At 32.9% G+C, this 19,190-nt stretch carries 13 protein-coding genes and 1 pseudogene; 9 read left to right on the top strand and 5 right to left on the bottom strand.

Annotation, left to right across the window (positions count from 1 at the left end):
* Positions 1–7: 7 nt before the first annotated feature.
* The 5 genes from eno to tnaB all read left to right on the top strand — a co-directional run bounded on the left by eno (position 8) and on the right by tnaB (position 6,760).
* Complete coding sequence (gene eno / locus A9G12_RS03875; protein WP_065564542.1) at positions 8–1,309, top strand: phosphopyruvate hydratase; 1,302 nt, start codon at positions 8–10, stop codon at positions 1,307–1,309.
* A gap of 232 nt (positions 1,310–1,541) precedes the next feature.
* Positions 1,542–2,489, top strand: coding sequence for a VirK/YbjX family protein (locus A9G12_RS03870; protein WP_065564541.1), 948 nt, complete (start codon positions 1,542–1,544; stop codon positions 2,487–2,489).
* 157 nt (positions 2,490–2,646) lie between these two features.
* Positions 2,647–3,555, top strand: coding sequence for a lysine exporter LysO family protein (locus tag A9G12_RS03865; RefSeq protein WP_065564540.1), 909 nt, complete (start codon positions 2,647–2,649; stop codon positions 3,553–3,555).
* A gap of 463 nt (positions 3,556–4,018) precedes the next feature.
* The gene (tnaA, locus tag A9G12_RS03860; protein WP_065564539.1) at positions 4,019–5,434 is read left to right on the top strand and encodes a tryptophanase; all 1,416 of its coding nucleotides are present in this window, start codon (positions 4,019–4,021) and stop codon (positions 5,432–5,434) included.
* An 81-nt stretch (positions 5,435–5,515) separates the two neighbouring features.
* On the top strand, positions 5,516–6,760 hold the full coding sequence (tnaB, locus tag A9G12_RS03855) for a low affinity tryptophan permease TnaB (RefSeq protein WP_065564538.1): 1,245 nt from the start codon (positions 5,516–5,518) through the stop codon (positions 6,758–6,760).
* Positions 6,761–7,134: 374 nt separating this feature from the next.
* On the opposite strand, the gene A9G12_RS03850 is transcribed toward tnaB, so the two are convergent.
* The 3 genes from A9G12_RS03850 to A9G12_RS03840 form a co-directional block, all read right to left on the bottom strand.
* Positions 7,135–8,343, bottom strand: a complete 1,209-nt coding sequence (locus tag A9G12_RS03850) for an MFS transporter (RefSeq protein ID WP_065564537.1) — start codon at positions 8,341–8,343, stop codon at positions 7,135–7,137.
* Positions 8,344–8,407: 64 nt separating this feature from the next.
* Positions 8,408–9,604 (bottom strand): MFS transporter, encoded by a 1,197-nt coding sequence (locus A9G12_RS03845; protein ID WP_065564536.1) that lies wholly within the window; start codon positions 9,602–9,604, stop codon positions 8,408–8,410.
* 91 nt (positions 9,605–9,695) lie between these two features.
* On the bottom strand, positions 9,696–11,762 hold the full coding sequence (locus tag A9G12_RS03840; protein WP_065564535.1) for a TonB-dependent receptor: 2,067 nt from the start codon (positions 11,760–11,762) through the stop codon (positions 9,696–9,698).
* A gap of 337 nt (positions 11,763–12,099) precedes the next feature.
* On the opposite strand from A9G12_RS03840, the gene A9G12_RS03835 reads away from it, so the two are divergent.
* Complete coding sequence (locus A9G12_RS03835) at positions 12,100–12,624, top strand: low molecular weight protein arginine phosphatase (protein WP_081299644.1); 525 nt, start codon at positions 12,100–12,102, stop codon at positions 12,622–12,624.
* 112 nt (positions 12,625–12,736) lie between these two features.
* Here A9G12_RS03835 and A9G12_RS12025 read toward each other — a convergent pair.
* A pseudogene (locus A9G12_RS12025) lies at positions 12,737–13,114 on the bottom strand (methylated-DNA--[protein]-cysteine S-methyltransferase); the annotation flags it as partial.
* Between the two features lie 572 nt (positions 13,115–13,686).
* On the opposite strand from A9G12_RS12025, the gene A9G12_RS03825 reads away from it, so the two are divergent.
* Positions 13,687–15,693, top strand: coding sequence for a TonB-dependent receptor (locus A9G12_RS03825; RefSeq protein WP_065564533.1), 2,007 nt, complete (start codon positions 13,687–13,689; stop codon positions 15,691–15,693).
* Positions 15,694–15,742: 49 nt separating this feature from the next.
* The gene (locus A9G12_RS03820) at positions 15,743–17,002 is read left to right on the top strand and encodes an MFS transporter (RefSeq protein WP_065564532.1); all 1,260 of its coding nucleotides are present in this window, start codon (positions 15,743–15,745) and stop codon (positions 17,000–17,002) included.
* A 160-nt stretch (positions 17,003–17,162) separates the two neighbouring features.
* On the opposite strand, the gene A9G12_RS03815 is transcribed toward A9G12_RS03820, so the two are convergent.
* A complete protein-coding gene (locus A9G12_RS03815; RefSeq protein ID WP_065564531.1) occupies positions 17,163–17,696 on the bottom strand; it encodes a methylated-DNA--[protein]-cysteine S-methyltransferase in 534 nt (177 codons plus the stop codon).
* A 154-nt stretch (positions 17,697–17,850) separates the two neighbouring features.
* On the opposite strand from A9G12_RS03815, the gene A9G12_RS03810 reads away from it, so the two are divergent.
* A complete protein-coding gene (locus A9G12_RS03810) occupies positions 17,851–19,158 on the top strand; it encodes an MFS transporter (RefSeq protein ID WP_442903467.1) in 1,308 nt (435 codons plus the stop codon).
* The last annotated feature ends 32 nt before the right edge of the window (positions 19,159–19,190 follow it).

Genomic DNA, 19,190 nt, shown 5'->3' with positions numbered 1-19,190 from the left:
AAATAACATGGCGAAAATCGTTAAAGTACATGGTCGTGAAGTAATCGACTCTCGTGGTAACCCAACTGTTGAAGCCGAAGTTCATTTGGAAGGTGGCTTTGTTGGTTTAGCAATCGTACCATCAGGTGCATCAACAGGTTCACGTGAAGCATTAGAACTTCGTGATGGTGACAAATCTCGCTTTTTAGGTAAAGGTGTATTAAAAGCAGTTGAAAATGTTAATGGACCAATTGCTAAAGCAGTTATTGGTAAAGATGCTTTAGATCAAGCTACAATTGACCAAATTATGCTTGATTTAGACGGTACTGACTTTAAGTCTAACTTAGGTGCAAACTCAATTCTTGCTGTATCTCTAGCTAATGCTAAAGCAGCAGCTGCCGCTAAAGGCGTGCCACTTTATCAACATATCGCAGATCTAAATGGTACTCCTGGTCAATATTCTATGCCATTACCAATGATGAACATCATCAATGGTGGTGAACATGCTGATAACAATATTGACTTGCAAGAGTTTATGATTCAACCGGTTGGTGCTAAAACAGTACGTGAAGCAATCCGTATTGGCTCTGAAGTATTCCACAACTTAGCTAAAGTATTACATGCTAAAGGCATGAACACTGCAGTTGGTGATGAAGGTGGTTTTGCGCCTAACTTAGGTTCAAATGCAGAAGCTTTAGCATGCATTAAAGAAGCAGTAGAAAAAGCCGGTTATGTATTAGGTAAAGACATTACTTTAGCAATGGACTGTGCCGCTTCTGAATTCTATAACAAAGAAACTGGTAAATACGTGTTAAAAGGTGAAGGCAATAAAGAATTCACTGCTCAAGAATTTACTCATTACTTAGAAGGTTTAACTGAACAATATCCAATCGTATCTATCGAAGATGGTTTAGATGAAAGTGATTGGGAAGGTTGGGCATACCAAACTAAAGCATTAGGTCACAAAATCCAATTAGTGGGTGATGATCTATTTGTTACTAATACCAAAATCTTCAAACAAGGTATTGAAAAAGGTATTGCTAACTCAATCTTAGTTAAAGTTAACCAAATCGGTACCTTAACTGAATCTATCGCTGCGGTTAAAATGGCAAAAGATGCAGGTTATACTGCAGTTATTTCTCACCGTTCTGGTGAAACTGAAGATTCAACTATTGCTGATTTAGCTGTTGGTTTAGCTGCAGGTCAAATCAAAACTGGTTCTATGAGCCGTTCTGACCGTATTGCTAAATACAACCAATTAATCCGTATTGAAGAAGCTTTAGGTTCAAAAGCACCATTTAACGGTTTAAAAGAAGTTAAAGGCCAATAATTATTTACTAATAAAATAATTATTTGATTGATAAAAAGCGGTGAATAGTTTCACCGTTTTTTATTTTCACTATATTCAATATAGACTTATATCAGGAAGGTTGCACTGATTTATATTGTGTTGTACTCTTAATGCCAATTTTTGTGACCTAACTTTAATATGCAGCTAATGTTTATTAATTAAGTCATCCTATAAAATAACATAAACTAACTCGATTTGATTTTATCTGCTTATGAATAATATTACCAAAATGTCCCAGCCAAAAAGTAAATGGCAATTATTTAACTGGCTTTGTACAGGTAAACTACCGTTAAACGAACTATGGATCAAACCTAGTTATCGGTATAAATTTTTTTTTAGAACTCTATTTTTGAGTCCAATTACTCTTAAATTGCTTGATAAATTAAGACAATATCCTTTGCTTGGCTACTATCTTTCGTGTCAAACTAATTTGCCGTGTAAATTGCAAAGGCCTTATTTATCATCTTGTCTAAACCAACAAGAACGTTTGCAAGCTCTAGCTTACCATTATGATTTTTTATCTCAGCATCCAGACAGTATGTCCCAAGCATTTTATAATCAAGATGTTCCTTTTGTTTTGGCTAATGTAGCTGTTAAAAATGATGCTAACATTCAAATTGCAGTGCAAGCACGCAATAAATTTGCCAGAGAAGGTGAAATCAGTCTCTATTTTTATGATAACGACGGCATTGATTTAGCCACATTAACTTTTACTATCACATATTATCAACAACAACCGACTTTATTTATTGGTGGGTTACAAGGCACGGGGCATCAAGATGCTCGAACTCGAGTACAAAAAGCAACTAAAGATTGCTATGGACTTTTCCCTAAACGGGTAGCATTAGAAGCTGCATTAACTATTGCACAGTATTTTAAATTATCGCAAATTGCAGCTGTAGGTAACAAAACTCATGTTTATAACAACTGGCGTTATAATAGCCGCCAAGAAAGAATCCTGTCTGATTATGATGATTTTTGGTTAACGATTGATGGTAAACAAGATGCTGAAGGCTTATTTATATTACCTAATGCCATACATCGTAAATCAATAGAAGAAATTGCCAGTAAAAAACGTTCAGAATATCGTAATCGCTATGCTTTACTAGATCAATTAGCAAGCAACATTGAAAAACAATTAGCATTATTAAAAAATTAATATTAAAGAACGTTATATTTTAGTATTTAGCTATTATTCGTTTATTCATGCACTTTTTAAAATACTGTAAATAACACTCAAAGTTGAATAAATAGATTTTGTCTGAAATTTATCCTAAAAATAAGTATGATATAAAAAATTATAAAGGGAATAAAATATGTATTTTGGTATTCTAATTGCACTTGTTCCATTATCTTTAGGTTACTTAATTAAACTCAAAGATAAAAAAAAGATAGCAAGAATTAACCAAATCCTTAGTTGGATGGTCTATTTTATTCTCTTTATCATGGGGACGGAGCTGGCTCATCTAGATAATCTTAGCACCAACTTGCAAACTATATTATTTTATACAATGATCGTGTTTATATGCACTTTCGGCGGTAATTTTATATTCTTAATACTGTTTGATCTGTTTTTACCTTGGAAAACCACTCATAACAATCAAACCTTCGAGTCACGCTTTAAAATGATCTTAGAATCATTGCGAGTCTGTATTGCCTTAATTATAGGATTTATTGTGGGGCTTATACCTCTATTTATATGGCAATATACTGAAAATATTATCCAAGTTGTCTTAGTTTTTTTATTATTATTGATTGGAATACAACTGCGTGGTAATAACATTTCACTTAAACAAATTCTACTCAACAAAGTTGGTATAGCTACCACCATCATTGTTACTTTTAGTACTTTTCTGGGGGGCATTATTGCCGCTTTAATATTAGAGCAACCTATACGGGTAGGGTTGGGAATGTCATCAGGATTTGGGTGGTATTCGTTATCGGGAATCTTAATGACTGAAGCACATGGCCCTATTATTGGTAGCGCCACATTTCTAAATGATATTTTACGCGAATTATTAGCCATAATCTTAATACCTAGCTTAATCAAACGTTATAAGCTTACGGCACTAGGCTTATGTGGTGCCACTTCGATGGATTTTACCTTGCCAATGTTACAAAAAGGTGCTGGTATAACTATCGTGCCATCAGCAATTGTCCAAGGCTTTTTACTAACAATATTAATGCCAATCGTCATGACTTTGTTTAATTATGGAATGCAATAAATTTTATAAAGATTAAAAAAGTAAGTTTACTATTTTAATTAATTAGAAATTGCATCTAATAATACTAATAAGCAATAATAATGTTATGTTTTTTGATAACCTCTAAAAAATTAAAGTAATGCAATTTTATAAAACAATATAAATCAATCGGTTGCAAAATAAATAAAAAATATTTACGATACAGATCACATAATTAACTATTAATCCTTTTGGTAATATCTATTATCTATATACTAAGCTTAGTAAGAAATTTATTCTTTTTACTAGGAATACATTTATGACAATAGTAGTTAATTTAAATATTCATTATAAGTGGTTTAATCTCGACACCATTCTTGTTAATCATCGTCCTCACTAATTAGATTTTCTTTTTCTATTCATTATTTTAATTCTCTACTTGAGAATTACTATTTTATTTAAAAATCAATTTTTTATACTTAATTTTTTTAAGAGGTGCCTTATTATGCATAAATTTAAACATTTACCTGAACCTTTTCGTATTCGTGTTATTGAACCGGTCAAAAGAACGACAAGGGAACACCGTGAAACGGCTATTCTTAACGCAGGGATGAATCCTTTTCTTCTCGATAGTGAAGATGTGTTTATTGATCTTTTGACTGACAGTGGAACTGGTGCTATTACACAAAATATGCAAGCTGCAATGTTCAGAGGCGATGAAGCTTACAGTGGTAGTCGAAGTTATTATAAATTGGCGGATGCTGTAAAAAATATTTTTGGATATCAATATACTATTCCCACTCACCAAGGACGAGGTGCTGAACAGATATATATTCCAGTTTTAATAAGGAAAAGAGAAAAAGATAAAGGACTTAAAAAAGATAAAATGGTTGTTTTTTCCAATTACTTTTTTGATACAACACAAGGACATAGTCAAGTTAATGGGTGTACTGTTAATAATGTGTATACTAAAGAAGCTTTTGATACAGGTATTAATAGTGATTTTAAAGGTAACTTTGATATCGAAAAACTTGAACAAGGTATAAAAGATGTTGGACCTGAAAATGTACCTTATATTGTATCAACGATTACCTGTAACTCTGCAGGTGGTCAACCAGTATCTTTAAATAATTTAAAAGAAGTTTATAAAATTGCACAAAAATACGATATACCGGTTGTTATGGATTCAGCAAGATTTGCTGAAAATGCATATTTTATACAACAAAGGGAGAAAGAATATAAAGATTGGACAATAGAACAAATTACTTTTGAATCGTATAAATATGCAGACATACTAGCGATGTCAGCTAAAAAAGATGCCATGGTACCAATGGGTGGTCTTTTATGTTTTAAAAATGATGATTATTTTGATGTCTATACTGACTGTCGAACTCTTTGCGTATTACAAGAAGGTTTTCCAACTTATGGGGGACTTGAGGGTGGTGCAATGGAAAGACTTGCCGTAGGTCTTTATGATGGAATGAATCAAGATTGGCTTAGCTATCGTATTACTCAAATTGAGTATCTAGTTAGTGGACTTGAATCTGTAGGTGTTGTATGTCAGCAAGCTGGTGGTCATGCTGCTTTTGTTGATGCAGGAAAATTATTACCTCATATTCCTGCTGAACAATTTCCAGCTCAGGCATTAGCTTGTGAATTATATAAAGTTGGTGGTATTCGTGCTGTTGAAATTGGATCTTTCCTATTAGGAAGAGATCCTAAAACAGGTAAACAACTAAAATCTCCAGCTGAACTGCTAAGATTAACTATATCTAGAGCAACATATACTCAAACTCATATGGATTTCATCATAGAAGCATTTGAAGAAGTTAAAAAGAATGCGAGTAAAATCAGAGGATTAACGTTTACTTATGAACCTGCTGTATTACGTCACTTTACAGCAAAATTGAAAGAAGTTTAATTAATTTGATAAGGATAGTTATCAATGATGACTGTCCTTATTTTTTATTATAAATATTAACTATTCTTAGTAGGTAACGTGATGAAAAAGGAATTAAATCCCTCCGTTTTTTGGGGTATTATGGTTATTGCTGGAACGGTTATTGGTGGTGGAATGTTTGCTCTTCCTGTTGAATTATCTGGAACCTGGTTTTTTTGGGGAGCATTTATACTGATAATAACATGTTTTTTTATGATTCATTCTGGTTTATTTTTATTGGAGGCTAATTTAAATTATCCCGTAGGTTCAAATTTTAATACCATTACTAAAGATTTACTTGGTAAGAAATGGAATTTTATTAATAGTTTTGCAGTTGCTTTTGTTTTATATATTTTAATATACGCTTATATCTCTGCTAACTCAGCTATATTCGGAGAAACGCTATCAAAAAAAGGAGATATTTTAATTGATCATAGAATTCGTGGTATATTAATTACAATTTTTGTCGCTGGCATTTTATGGTTTAGTTCAAAGTTAGCCAATAGAATTACCTCTTTATTCCTATCTGTAAAAATAATAGCTTTTGTTATTGTCTTTGGTTCTTTATTTTTCCAAGTAGAATATTCCATATTAGCTGATATTAATAATGTATCAGAAAATGATAATTCTCATTTTATATATTTATTTATGGCAATACCTGTATGTTTAGCTTCATTTGGGTTTCATGGAAACATAGCAAGCCTGATAATATTTTATGGTAAAAAGAAAAGAACTTTAATTATAAGTATAGTCTTAGGTGCATTATTTGCTTTAGGCGTATATTTATTTTGGCTATATTGCACCATGGGTAATATTCCTCGTGATGATTTTAAAGCCATTATTGAGTCAGGTGGGAATGTTGATTCTTTAGTTAATGCATTTATTAGTGGTAACTCAAGCAGAATTATTGAGTTTTTGTTACTTTTATTTTCTAATTTAGCTGTTGCAAGTTCTTTTTTTGGTGTTTCACTTGGTTTATTTGACTTCTTAGCTGATATGTTTAAGTTTGACAATTCTAGTATTGGTAGGCTTAAAACAGTCTCTTTAACATTTTTACCACCATTATTACTGTATCTTTTTTTCCCAAATGGTTTTATTTATGGAATCGGAGCCGCCGGATTATGTGCAACAATATGGACATTAATTACACCATCAGTTATTGTGATTAAATCTAGAGCTAAATTCAAAAATCAACAATTTACGGTATGGGGTGGAAAAGTTCTTCCTATTTTAGTTTTTATATTTGCTCTTGTAGTTATTTTTTGTTGGTTTGGAAATACATTCGAATTCATACCTAAGTTTAAATAAGAAAGCAGAAGCGCTGCTGTGTTCTTCGCAGGCTTCGCACTCCTCATTTATCATCAAAAAAACACAAAACAACAACATGATATCTATATATTTTTTGATTTATACAATAGATTAAGTGTTGCTTGAACAGTTTATAAATACCTAAGTTTACCAAAATGACTCAATACTATAAGCAGTTTAGAAATATTGTAATTTTGTTTCTAGTTCGTGCGATTTGTTCAATGCCGCATAGGCAGTTTAGAAAAGTTACTAGGGCCAACATCATTGCATCACGCACTTCAATGCCGCATAGGCAGTTTAGAAAAACGAGGTCAATAAGCTAGGGCTTTTATTTAAAGCCCTGGTTTTTATTCTGATTTAATTAGGTGGCGCTATTAGCCATTGAAAATTTGTTCGTTTTTAGCTAAATGGGCAATAACAATAGCTAATAGCGTTGCTGCAATCGTTAGGTAGCGAAGGTTTTCAATACCAAAGGATTCCGCTATTGTTAAAGAATATGCGGCAAAAATTGATGAAAATAGCGTTACAATACAAACCAGTAACGAAAATGTACTACCACCATTATTTTGTTTACAGTGGGCCATTGATAATGTGAATACAAAACACATGGTGGCCCCAAATGACATAAGTTGCACTATACAACTAATTAATCGCCAAATATCGTTAAGGCCTAAGCACCATAATGCCAGCAAGGTGGCGGTTACTTGCAAGATAACTACTATAAATAGGGCTGCAAACAAGCTTTTTCTCTTCACCATATAGCCACAGCATAAGGCAGCAATAATACCAAAAATTGGCCCAATAATATTGGTTGATAAACCAATTTCTTGCAAACCCCAACCATTACGCATTAATCCGGGCATTAAGAATGCAAAGCTCACCATCATGGCGCAGTTAAGTAGAATATTGATCAGCAGAACGTAAAGAATCTTCTTTTGTTTTAAGGAGCTAAACATATAACCAAAACGAGCGGTATTATTATTTTGATATCCTTGTGGTTCATAAAAACGCATAATTTGAAATAGTGGTATCATCACCAATAGCGCCAAAATAACAAAAGTAAAACGCCAACCAATGTAAGGGTAAAGTATCAAAATAATGCCACCGCCTATCATTTGTCCAATTAGTCCTCCAGCTGATTGAATGCCATTACCAGTGCCCCGGTTGTTGCTATTAAGTAAATTAACGGCAATAGCATCGGAAGCTATGTCTTGTGATGATGATAAAAAACAAACAGCTATCATAATGATTAATAAGACGTTAGATTGCTGTTCAATGCCAGGAATAGCACAAATAGCGATTAAGATCACTAACGATGATTGCAACAGTATTATCCATCTGCGGTAGTGACCATTTAATTTATTTCCGGGAGAATAACGATCGATGAGTGGTGCCCATAAAAATTTTAATGACCAAATGATTCCTAATAAATAAGCATAGGCAAGATCACCCAGTTTGCCGCCTTCCATCATGATAATGGCTGGTAAAGCACCGGTAAAAAAGGCAACCGGCAAATATTGGCTTATATACAGACCAAATAATAATGAATAAGTGGATTTAGTACTTTGTTTGTTAGCATTCATGATAGTAAAACTCCAAGTTTGCTCTTTGCCATTCTTAGGCTAATTAAATTATTAATATATTGATTTATTGTGGTTTAATTTTATGATCAATACTAAAAGTATAGAAAACACAAATGACTAAGATACCGGATAACATAAGATATAGTTGATTATGTAAATACGGGTATAAGCCCGATCCAATCAATGGTCCGGCAATAAAGCCTAATGACATTGCCGCCTGCAAAATTGCAGTAACTTGTCCTTGAATATTGGATCCACAGCGTTGTGATGCATAACTAATAATACCAGGATAAATAAAACCATTTGCAACACCAAAAAATACAAAGGCAACCAATATTAGGTAAATATTGGCTGATATAAATAGTAAAGTTAACGATAGCAATAATGCCACAACGCCCAAATAAATCATGGTGTTACTTATTGGCTTCCAACGCTGGATGATAACCCCTTGGCTAATAACTGCGCTTATGGCACTTAGGGTAAATGCAATACTTACCCATTTGGCGGTTTCAATAGTTGTTATTTGTTGACTATCTTGTATAAAAAAAGCGATAGTTTGTTGGGTGGACGAAAACAAAATAAAGGCCACTCCCATAAGCACAACTGACGTTCTAAGTCTGTTATCAAACAAGCTAAGCTTTTCATGTTGTGGTTTGGTTGTTGAATTGGAATGACTGTTTTGCGCTATTGCTTTAATAGCAATGGGTAGTGGCAGCAACATCACAATTGACGATATGATGAGCGGAATTAAAATCCCTAAAGGAATCATCACACTAGCAATTGCAGGGCCTAAAATCATACCTAAACTAAACATCATGCCTACTATAGCCATTTTCGCCGGACGTTCTTCTAATGTGGTGTAATTAATAATATAGGTTTGTGCTGATGGCATAATTGCGGCGGTAAAAATAGCAAATAGGCAACGAGTTAACAATAATAAAATGATAGTAACTAAAACGTGTATGTGCCTCACTAATGCCCACCATAAAATAGCTGCAAATAACAAATTAAACAGGGCATAACCAATAACGCCAGCAATTAAAACTCTTTTACTGCCAGACTGATCGACTTTACGTCCCCAATATGTTGATGATAAAAATGAAATCAGTGCTGCCGAACTTATTATTAAACCTGTTTGTAATTCGGTTATCTTTAGATCGCGCGCTAAAGGTGGAAATATGGCAAACACGATCGATTGCCCGGCACCAACCATTAATATAAAAAAATAAATGCTATTAAAACCTTTTTTTAAGTCAGTCATTTAATTACCTTTTAAGTCTACACAATAACAAACGCATACTAAGCCAACGGGATGGTTGGTTTAGCTGCATTTTTAACAAGGTTCATTCTGATTAAAAATTCGCTTTAAACTGCACACCAAAGGTTCTAGGATCGCCAATTACAGCCATCTTTTCACCATATTCAACATGGCCAGTTTGTCGATATAATTTGTCAAATGCGTTATTGACAAACACATAAGCGCCCCATTTATTTTGTTCATAACCAACCTTAAAATTCGCTAATGTATAACCATTTTGTGCATATTCATTGGTTGAATCGAAGTAAGTTTTAGAGTGATAAGCTAAATCACTATGTAACATAATTTGCCCTGGACCATAGTCAAATCGGTAAGTTGAATAAAGGGTACCATTAACTTTTGAAATAAATGGAATTCGTTTACCATTAGCATTTGAATTATCAACAATACTGTGATAGTCGGAAAACTTAGCATCGGTATAACCAACACCTAGCCCAATATCAAGCCCTGACATAGGGATAAAACTAATTTCAAGTTCGCCACCTTTAGATTTCGATTTTTTGCTATTGACAATATCGGCTGTATCACCAGTATATTCTAGCACTTGTTGATTGCGCCAATCAGTATAGAATAAAGCACTGGATATACTTAGTCTCTCGTCAAAAAATACCCCTTTTAAACCAGTTTCATAGGCCCAAGATTTTTCAGCTTCATATTCGTGTTTACCTTTTTCCGGTGAAATAAACGCCACATTAAAACCACCAGCCTTATAACCTTTGGAAATTGCTGCATAATAGTTAAGTTGATCGGTTAACTTCCATGTTAAATCGACACGAGGGGAAAAGTCATTTTTAGTTAATGAACCACGCGCATTTGGCTTATACATTGGACCACCATTTTCAACATGATATTTACCTGTTTTTCTATCATGGGTGACACGTCCACCTAAACCAATAATTAATGGAGAAGCTACTTTAAAGTCTGCTTTACCATACATAGCATAACTAGTTGTAGTATTATCAGCATAACTGTTCATAGCTGGCATTGGACTAAATTGCGATCCATTTTGGTAATCTTCATCGGCACGATAGAAGAATAAACCAGTCGTCCACATAATGTTTTGGTCTTTATCTTTGTTAGTCAAACGAAATTCTTGCGAAAATTGTTTATGATTGATATTCGACCATTGTGAAAGCGTTGGGAAAGGTTGAAAGTTACCTGTTGCTTTGTCGCCAGTAAATCCGTAATTATTATATGAACTGATTGAATGAAAATCGACATCATAACCAATATAATTTACTTTAAAATCAATACCACGATTATATTTGTCAACAAAGAAAGGTTTAGCTAAATTAAAGTGAGCATCTTTTTTAACATTTTCTTCGGATAAATAGTTAGCGGTGCTGGCATGTTCTTTAGTCCAATGTAAATTGGTCTGCACATCAACATTTTCGTTAACGTATCCTAAAAGTTTTATTCGCGCTGCTTTATCTTGAAAGCCACCAAGATCACTATTTTCACTATTTTTTATATGCCCGGCACGGTTACGTTGTGCCACTGAAACTCTGGAGTACAATTTATCGTTTATAAGAGGCACACTTTGGCCAAGTTTAACTAAATCATAACCTAAATTACCACCACTAACATCAACATCAGTAGTGAAGAACTCATCCGGCTTACGTTCAACATATTTAATGGCACCGCCGAGAGCGTTTCTACCATAAAGGGCGCCTTGTGGACCACGTAATACTTCAACCTGTTCTAAATCGAGTAACATCATACCAAATGATCTTGGCGAACCTTGATATACATCATCAATATAAATTGCTACCGACTGTTCTACATTATGAATACCGGCACCAATGCCCCTAATGGTCGGGAATGCCATAAAACCACCATCACCCGATAACGATACATTGGGTATATATTTCAAAATATCTTTAGATTTATCGACCGCAAAATCACTCAATTTTTTCTCATTAAATACATTAATGCTCATCGGAACATCTTTCGCGGATTGTTCATAACGTTGAGCGGTAACCACCATTACATTATCAACAACATCTTTTTTTTCTTCATCAGTATTGTTTACTTGATTAGTATCAGCAAAGGCACTGGTACTAATTAAAAGAGCAATACTGGTTAATGACTTTATCCTCATTATTTTTAACCTCCTGTTTTTTGAATTCAGAAACAACAATAATAATCATTATCATTATCATTTGAAAGCAAAAAGATTATTTTTTATACGTTTATTGTATAAATATAGTATTGAAGTCATCATTGATAGATGTATATAGAAAAAAAATTGTTAATGATCAGAATAGTGGTAATCCTAGAATCAGTAATATGCTTAATGATTAATATAAGAAAGATTGAGATTGAGAATATAAAATTAATATATAAAGTCAATAAGTTATACTGAGCTTGTATTTCGGCTTAAATAGTATAATATTTGAATATAAATCACTTTCAACATTTTATAAAAAGGTAATGTAATGTTTAAATTTAGAAAATATTTAGTAGGTTTATTTGTGTTTTTTAGTGCATCTTGTTTTTCATTAGAGCATATTGTTACTTTTGTTTGTACAGGTAATACAGGACGAAGCCCCATGGCAGAAGCCTTGGCAAAGGATTATGTTAATAAACATGATCTAAATATTATCGTTCAGTCTAGAGGTGTTAATGTGGATCCGAAGGAAACCACGCCAGAACAAGGTACTGTAACAATTCTAAAACAACGTGGAATTGATATTTCAACACATAAAGCAACACAATTAACCAAGGAAGATATTACTAAATCAGATTATTTATTAACAATGACGCAAAAACATAAGGATAAAATATTAACTCAATATCCAGATGCAAAAAGCAAAGTATTTACATTAGCTGAGTTTTCAACAGGTGATAACGAAGATCTTTCAGATCCATATCAACAACCTCTAGAGGCTTATAAAAAAGTAGAAAGCCAATTAGATAAGTTTTTACCACTAGCATTAAATAAAATAGCAAAACAAAAATAGTGTTAGATAACTTATAATTTAATACGATAATATTAATTATACTGCCATTAATGGCAGTTTTTATTTAGTACAATGATATTGTAAGCTTTTTATATTGCGTTGGTACATTGTATTACAGCGCAGTTCCTTTTGTCGGTATAAAGAATTTGCTGGAATCAATACCTTCAATTTGTAGTAATTTGATTTTTTTGTCAATACCGCCGGCATAACCGGTTAAGTTGCCATTGGCTCCAATAACACGGTGGCAGGGAATGATGATTGAGATTGGATTATGCCCGACAGCACCACCAACAGCTTGGCTAGACATTTTGTGTAGATTATTTTGTAATACGATTTGTTTAGCTATGTTACCATAAGTTATTATTTCACCATAAGGGATTTGGCATAAAATATCCCATACTTTTTGTCTAAAGGGCGAACCGTGTGGCGCTAGTGATAATTGATTAATGGATTGTTTTTTACCTTCAAAATAGTTATCTAACCATTTTTTGTTCCTGTCGTATTATTTTTGAGTTATTCATCTATTATTTAAAATCAAACAGCTAACTTTTTAATAGATTATTCATAATGTTATTAAAACATAGAATTACAATAATTAGTTAATATTTATCTATTAAATGTTAACTTGAAATAATCAAATAATAATTATCAATAAAATTGACAATATTAGGTTGGCATGCTAAAAATACACAAATGATAATGATTTTGATAATCATTATCATTTTATTATTTTAATAATTAGTTTTAATTTATTGAGCAATATGAATTTATATAATGAAAAACAACCTATTTAATAAAGTGTTATTTCATTAAAAACAATGTCCTAGATATGCATAAGAATGTTTTTCATAAGCTGGTAATGGATTAGAATTAGTTACTATATTTCTGTTTTTGTAGATGTCTTATAGAGATTAAGATATCTATATTCGCTATATATCGGAATCTAAAATTCTTCCTTCCTTTTATACCGCTATAAATAAACTAATAACCAGAGTATGAGATTGGTTTTTAGTTATGCATTCTTGTCTGATGTACAAATAACAGTAATAGGTGTATCTGTATATGAAAAATTTGAAAACCAAATTAAGCATACTAAGCTTATGTGTGATTAGTAGTTACAGTGTCAGTAGTGCGGCAAATGAACCTAGCAATAAAGTAAAAACTGAGCCATCAGATGATGTCATCATTGTTGTTGGTGAAAAATTTGACCGTAGTGAAGTAGCAACAGGTTCAAGTGTTAATATTATTACCAAAAAAGAACTTGAACGCCGCCCAGATTTAAATACTTTAACTCAAATTTTCAAAGAAATACCGAATGTTATTGATACAGGTTTAGGCAATGAGTTACCAACAATTCGCGGTATTGAAGGGTCTAATTCACCCGGTACTATGACCTTCCTTACAGGAGCTCGTCCTCGTTTTAATATTTTAGTAGATGGTAGCAGCTCAAACTATAATGAAGTCGCTTTTGGAGCAAAATCGTTATGGGATATGAAACAAATTGAGATATATCGAGGTCCACAAAGCTATGCACAAGGTCGCAATGCGATTGCTGGTGCTGTGATTATGCAAAGTAATGATCCAGTTAATGAATATGAAAGCGCATTTAAATTGGATTATGGTAATCAACACCGTCGCCAATATGCTACTATGCTTTCTGGCCCAGTAATAAACGATGAATTATTATTTCGTTTGAGTGTTGATCGTCAGGAACGCCAATCCTATGAACATCTTGCTCATTATCATCCAGCTGGTAATTCTGGTCGATTTGAAGCCAATACAGTCAGAGCTAAATTAAATTGGTTACCATCATCTCTTCCTGATTTTTATAGTCGCTTTACATTCTCCCATACTGACGCTAACACGCCACAAGGTGAATTTAAACCACGTAATTTAAACGAAACCTATCGAGCAGTATTCCAAGTGCGTTCATCAAACAATATCTGGGATGTTGGTTATCAAATCAATGATTTTATGGAGATTGCAAATAAATTAGTATATGCCAACTATGTTCAAGATCGCTATGCATTACGTTCAGGAGGACCTGCTCGTTTAGAAGGACACCAAATTCAAGTTGAACCAACAATTAAATTTAATACGGATAATTATCGTGGCTTATTAGGACTGTTTTATTTCACATCTCCACAAGATGAAAGTGTTTTTTTAATGCAAAGAAATACTTATCGCGATAAAACCAAAACTAAAGCAGTATATGGTGAAATAACATTTAATCCGCTTGAAGTAATTGAAGTGAATCTGTCTGCCCGTTATGAGCAAGAAAAACATACGCGTAATGGAGGCAAGCTATTTGCTGTAAATTATAAAAGTGATGATAAGGAATTTCTACCTAAGCTGGATATTGCCTATTTATTTGACCAAGCTCAACGTATAGGTTTTAAAATTGCACGAGGTTATAATCCAGGTGGTGCTGGTATTTCATTTATTCCTCCTTTTACTACTTATAAATATGACACTGAATATGTATGGAATTATGAGTTGTATCATCGTTGGATTTCACCCGATAATCGCTTAAAACTTACAACTAATCTTTTTTATAATGATTATAAAAATTTACAGTTACCTTATGTTAACATCTACGGAAGTCCAGTAATTGACAATGCAAATAAAGCAGTTACCTATGGTGCAGAATTCAATATTAACTGGCAGGCTATAGAAGATTTAAATCTTATCGCTGGTGCTGGTGTACTCAAAACTAAAATTAAAGAATATAAGAAAAACCCAAATTATAATAATAATAAACTTAGTCGTTCACCTGCTCTAACTCTTAATTTAGGAACAAACTATCAATTACCATCTGGTTTTGAAATTGGGGCCAATTTGAATTATACCGGCTCTTATTACTCATCAATATCAAATAGTAAAAATTCAAAATCTAATGGATATTCACAAGCAAATGCCTATTTAGCTTATAACTTTAAACATGGTAGTGTGAAACTTTATACAGAAAATGTATTCGATTCTGATAAAAAAATTAAAATTATTGATGGCGGATATACTACTTATCAACAACCTAGATTAGTAGGGCTTTCTACAGAACTGAAATTCTAACCATGCTAATTAATGTGATTAGTATTGGTATTATTTAAGGTTAAAAAATATGAATGACTTGAAAAGTAATAGTGATGTACTTCCTATATCTAATGAACAAAAGAAGAAATTATCAATTTCATTTATTTGTTTACTAATCACTGTCTTTTTAGATCAAATCGGTATGTATCTAATAAGTCCAATTATTCCGTCTTTATTGGAGTCCGTCACTCATATAAATGTAGTTGATAATGCACTTATTGGTGGTTGGCTATTGGCTACTTTCGGGATTATGCAATTTCTTTTTGCACCTATTATGGGTGCTATTTCTGATAAATTTGGTCGTAAACCTATTTTAATTGTTTGCTTTATAGCGTTTACGTTAGATTATTTTTTATATGCAATTAGTCATAATCTCTACCTTCTTTTTTTAGCCAGAATTATTGCTGGAATAGCTGGTTCGTCAATTATTGTGTCTTTAGCGAGCGTAGCAGATATGAGTGATAAACAAAATAAAATGCAAAACTATGGCTTTATTTTTGGAGTGATGGGTTTAGGTCTAGTCGTTGGACCCGCTATTTCGGCGGTTGTAGTTCGGTTCGGTGTTAGAGTCCCATTTTATGTGGCCGCATTTTTAAGTTTATTAGGATTGCTATGTATAATTTTTTTATTTAAAGAAACCTTAGATAAAAGCAATAGAAGGGCGTTTAAACTTGATAATCCATTATCTTCTGTAATGTATTTTCTTAAATATAGAGCCTTACGTTATTTGTTTATTGTACAAATTTTATTTATGTTTGCTACTCAATTTGCTATTGTTTTATGGCCATTCTTTACTAAATATCGTTTTGCTTGGAGTGATAGCCAAATTGCTACATCTTTCGTTATCCTTGGCATCGGTGCAATATTTGCACAAACGATTTTACTTAAACTGGTTCGATATGTAATAAATGATCGTAATGTTCCTGTGCTAGGATTTATTTTATTTGCATTAGGTTTGATTTGTATCTCATTTTCAAATAGTGCGTTAGCATTATATGTAGCGATGATTATTTATAGTTTTTCAAGTATAAGCAACTCCTCTATTGTCAGTATTTTTTCTTCACAAGCATCTGATTCTGAACAAGGATTACTGATGGGAGCATTATCATGCATTACCAGTTTTTGGACTGTTATTGGTCCAGTTTGTGCCACTAATATGTATCATTACACTGTCAGATTGCAATTACCAAGCAGTGATGGATATCCATTTATTTTTTCAGCAATTTTAGTTTTACTGTGTCTTATTCCACTTGTTATAGGGTTAAAATATGCAACTATTAAATATTAATGATTGCTTGTTGTTTTATCTGTCAAATTGTTTGTATCAGTAAAATTTCATAGCATTAACAAAGTGTTATCAATTATAGAAAGGCGCAACAAACCCTATTGCTAAGGTATTTCTATGGGTAGTTTGGTTTTGGATTATAATTATTACTATATGCTTTACTTTAGCCCGTAGATCCCTTTTTAGGGAATACCATGTTGCTGGTATCAATACCTTCAATTTGTAGTAATTTAATTTTTTTATCAATGCCTCCGGCATAACCGGTTAAGTTGCCATTGGCTCCAATAACACGGTGGCAGGGAATGATGATTGAGATTGGATTATGCCCGACAGCACCACCAACAGCTTGGCTAGACATTTTGTGTAGATTATTTTGTAATGCGATTTGTTTAGCTATGTCACCATAAGTTATTACTTCACCATAAGGGATTTGGCATAAAATATCCCATACTTTTTGTCTAAAGGGCGAACCGTGTGGCGCTAGTGATAATTGATTAATGGATTGTTTTTTACCTTCAAAATAGTTATCTAACCATTTTTTCGTGAGATTAAAAATAGCTAAATTAGATCTTTCTACTGCTATATCTATATCACCAAAATGCTTTTGTTCTTCAATCCAAGCACCAACAAGTTTATCGTGTTGACTGACCAATGTTATTTTACCTAATGGTGATAAATAACTTGTTGTATATAACATAATCTTTCCTTAGTGTTTTATTATATGACTATCATAATACTAAATAGTATAGCTAATTCTTATATAACGTGTGATGTTATTACATTTTTTATTTTAGATGGTAAATACTAAATCTATATTTATAATTAACATCCCTATTTTAAAATAAAAAATAATACTGGAGATTAATCAATCTATGGATGCAAGTAATAAACCTACCAACTCGGTATCCAGAGTTGCACTGGCTAGTTTTATTGGTACAGCAATTGAGTTTTATGATTTCTATATTTATGCAACCGCTGCGGCTTTAGTTATTGGTCCAGTCTTTTTTCCTGATAGTTCTCCTTCAGCTCAAGCATTACAATCATTTGCCACTTTTGGTATCGCATTTGTTGCCCGACCAATTGGCGCAATTTTATTTGGACATTTTGGTGATCGGGTAGGGCGTAAATCGACTTTAGTTTTTTCACTTATATTAATGGGAGTAGCTACAGCAGGCATAGGTTTGTTACCAGGACATAGTGTTATTGGTTTCTGGGCGCCGTTATTATTATGTATACTTCGGCTAGCTCAAGGGTTAGGCCTAGGTGGGGAATGGGGTGGAGCTGCTTTACTAGCGACTGAAAACGCGCCGGAAAATAAACGTGCTTTATTTGGTATGTTTCCGCAGTTAGGTCCATCTATCGGATTTTTAATGTCAAATGGTGTGTTTTTAATTGTCACTTTATCCCTTTCTAACGATCAGTTTTTAGATTGGGGCTGGAGGATTCCTTTTATTTTAAGTGCAGTGCTTGTCATTATTGGTTTGTATGTAAGATTGAAGTTAGTTGAAAGCCCAATTTTCAAAAAAGCATTACAGAGCAATAAACAGGTAAAAGTACCTGTATTTAATATGTTTATTCACCATTGGAAAGCATTAACATTAGGATCATTTTCTATGGTTGGATGTTATACATTATTCTATATTACTACTGCATTTTTATTACAATATGGCACTAAATATTTAGGTATTGCTAAAGGAAGTTTTTTAGGTTTTCTATGTATTGCCATTGTTTTCATGGCAGTAGCAACACCAATTTCAGCTTGGTTAAGTGATAAATATGGGCGTAAACCTGTTCTTATAATGGGTTTATTACTAGTTGCAATTTCAGGCATGGTAATGACTCAGTTTATGGCTAGCGATTGTGAGCTATTGGTGCTGACTTATTTATGTTTAGAATTATTTTTGATGGGAATAGTATTTGCGCCTATGGGTGCTTTTTTACCAGAAATATTTCCAACAAATGTACGTTATACTGGATCGTCAGCAGCTTATAGTATTGGTGGTATCCTTGGTGCATCAATTGCGCCAATTATTGCAAATTATTTGGTTTCTCAAGGTAGTTTAGCTTGGGTAGGTTATTATGTTTCAGTAGCTTCATTAGTGAGTGTGATTGCTACTATGTTAATTAAAGAGACTAAAAATAACGATTTTTCTTATTAAATTGGCAGGAAAAATGACTCACAAAAGTGAGT

Origin of the sequence: Gilliamella sp. wkB112 (assembly GCF_001690685.1) — a bacterium.
Classification (GTDB): Bacteria; Pseudomonadota; Gammaproteobacteria; order Enterobacterales; family Orbaceae; genus Gilliamella; species Gilliamella apicola_J.
The sequence above is the reverse complement of the archived record's forward strand: the minus strand, read 5'-3'. Positions and strand labels throughout refer to the sequence as shown.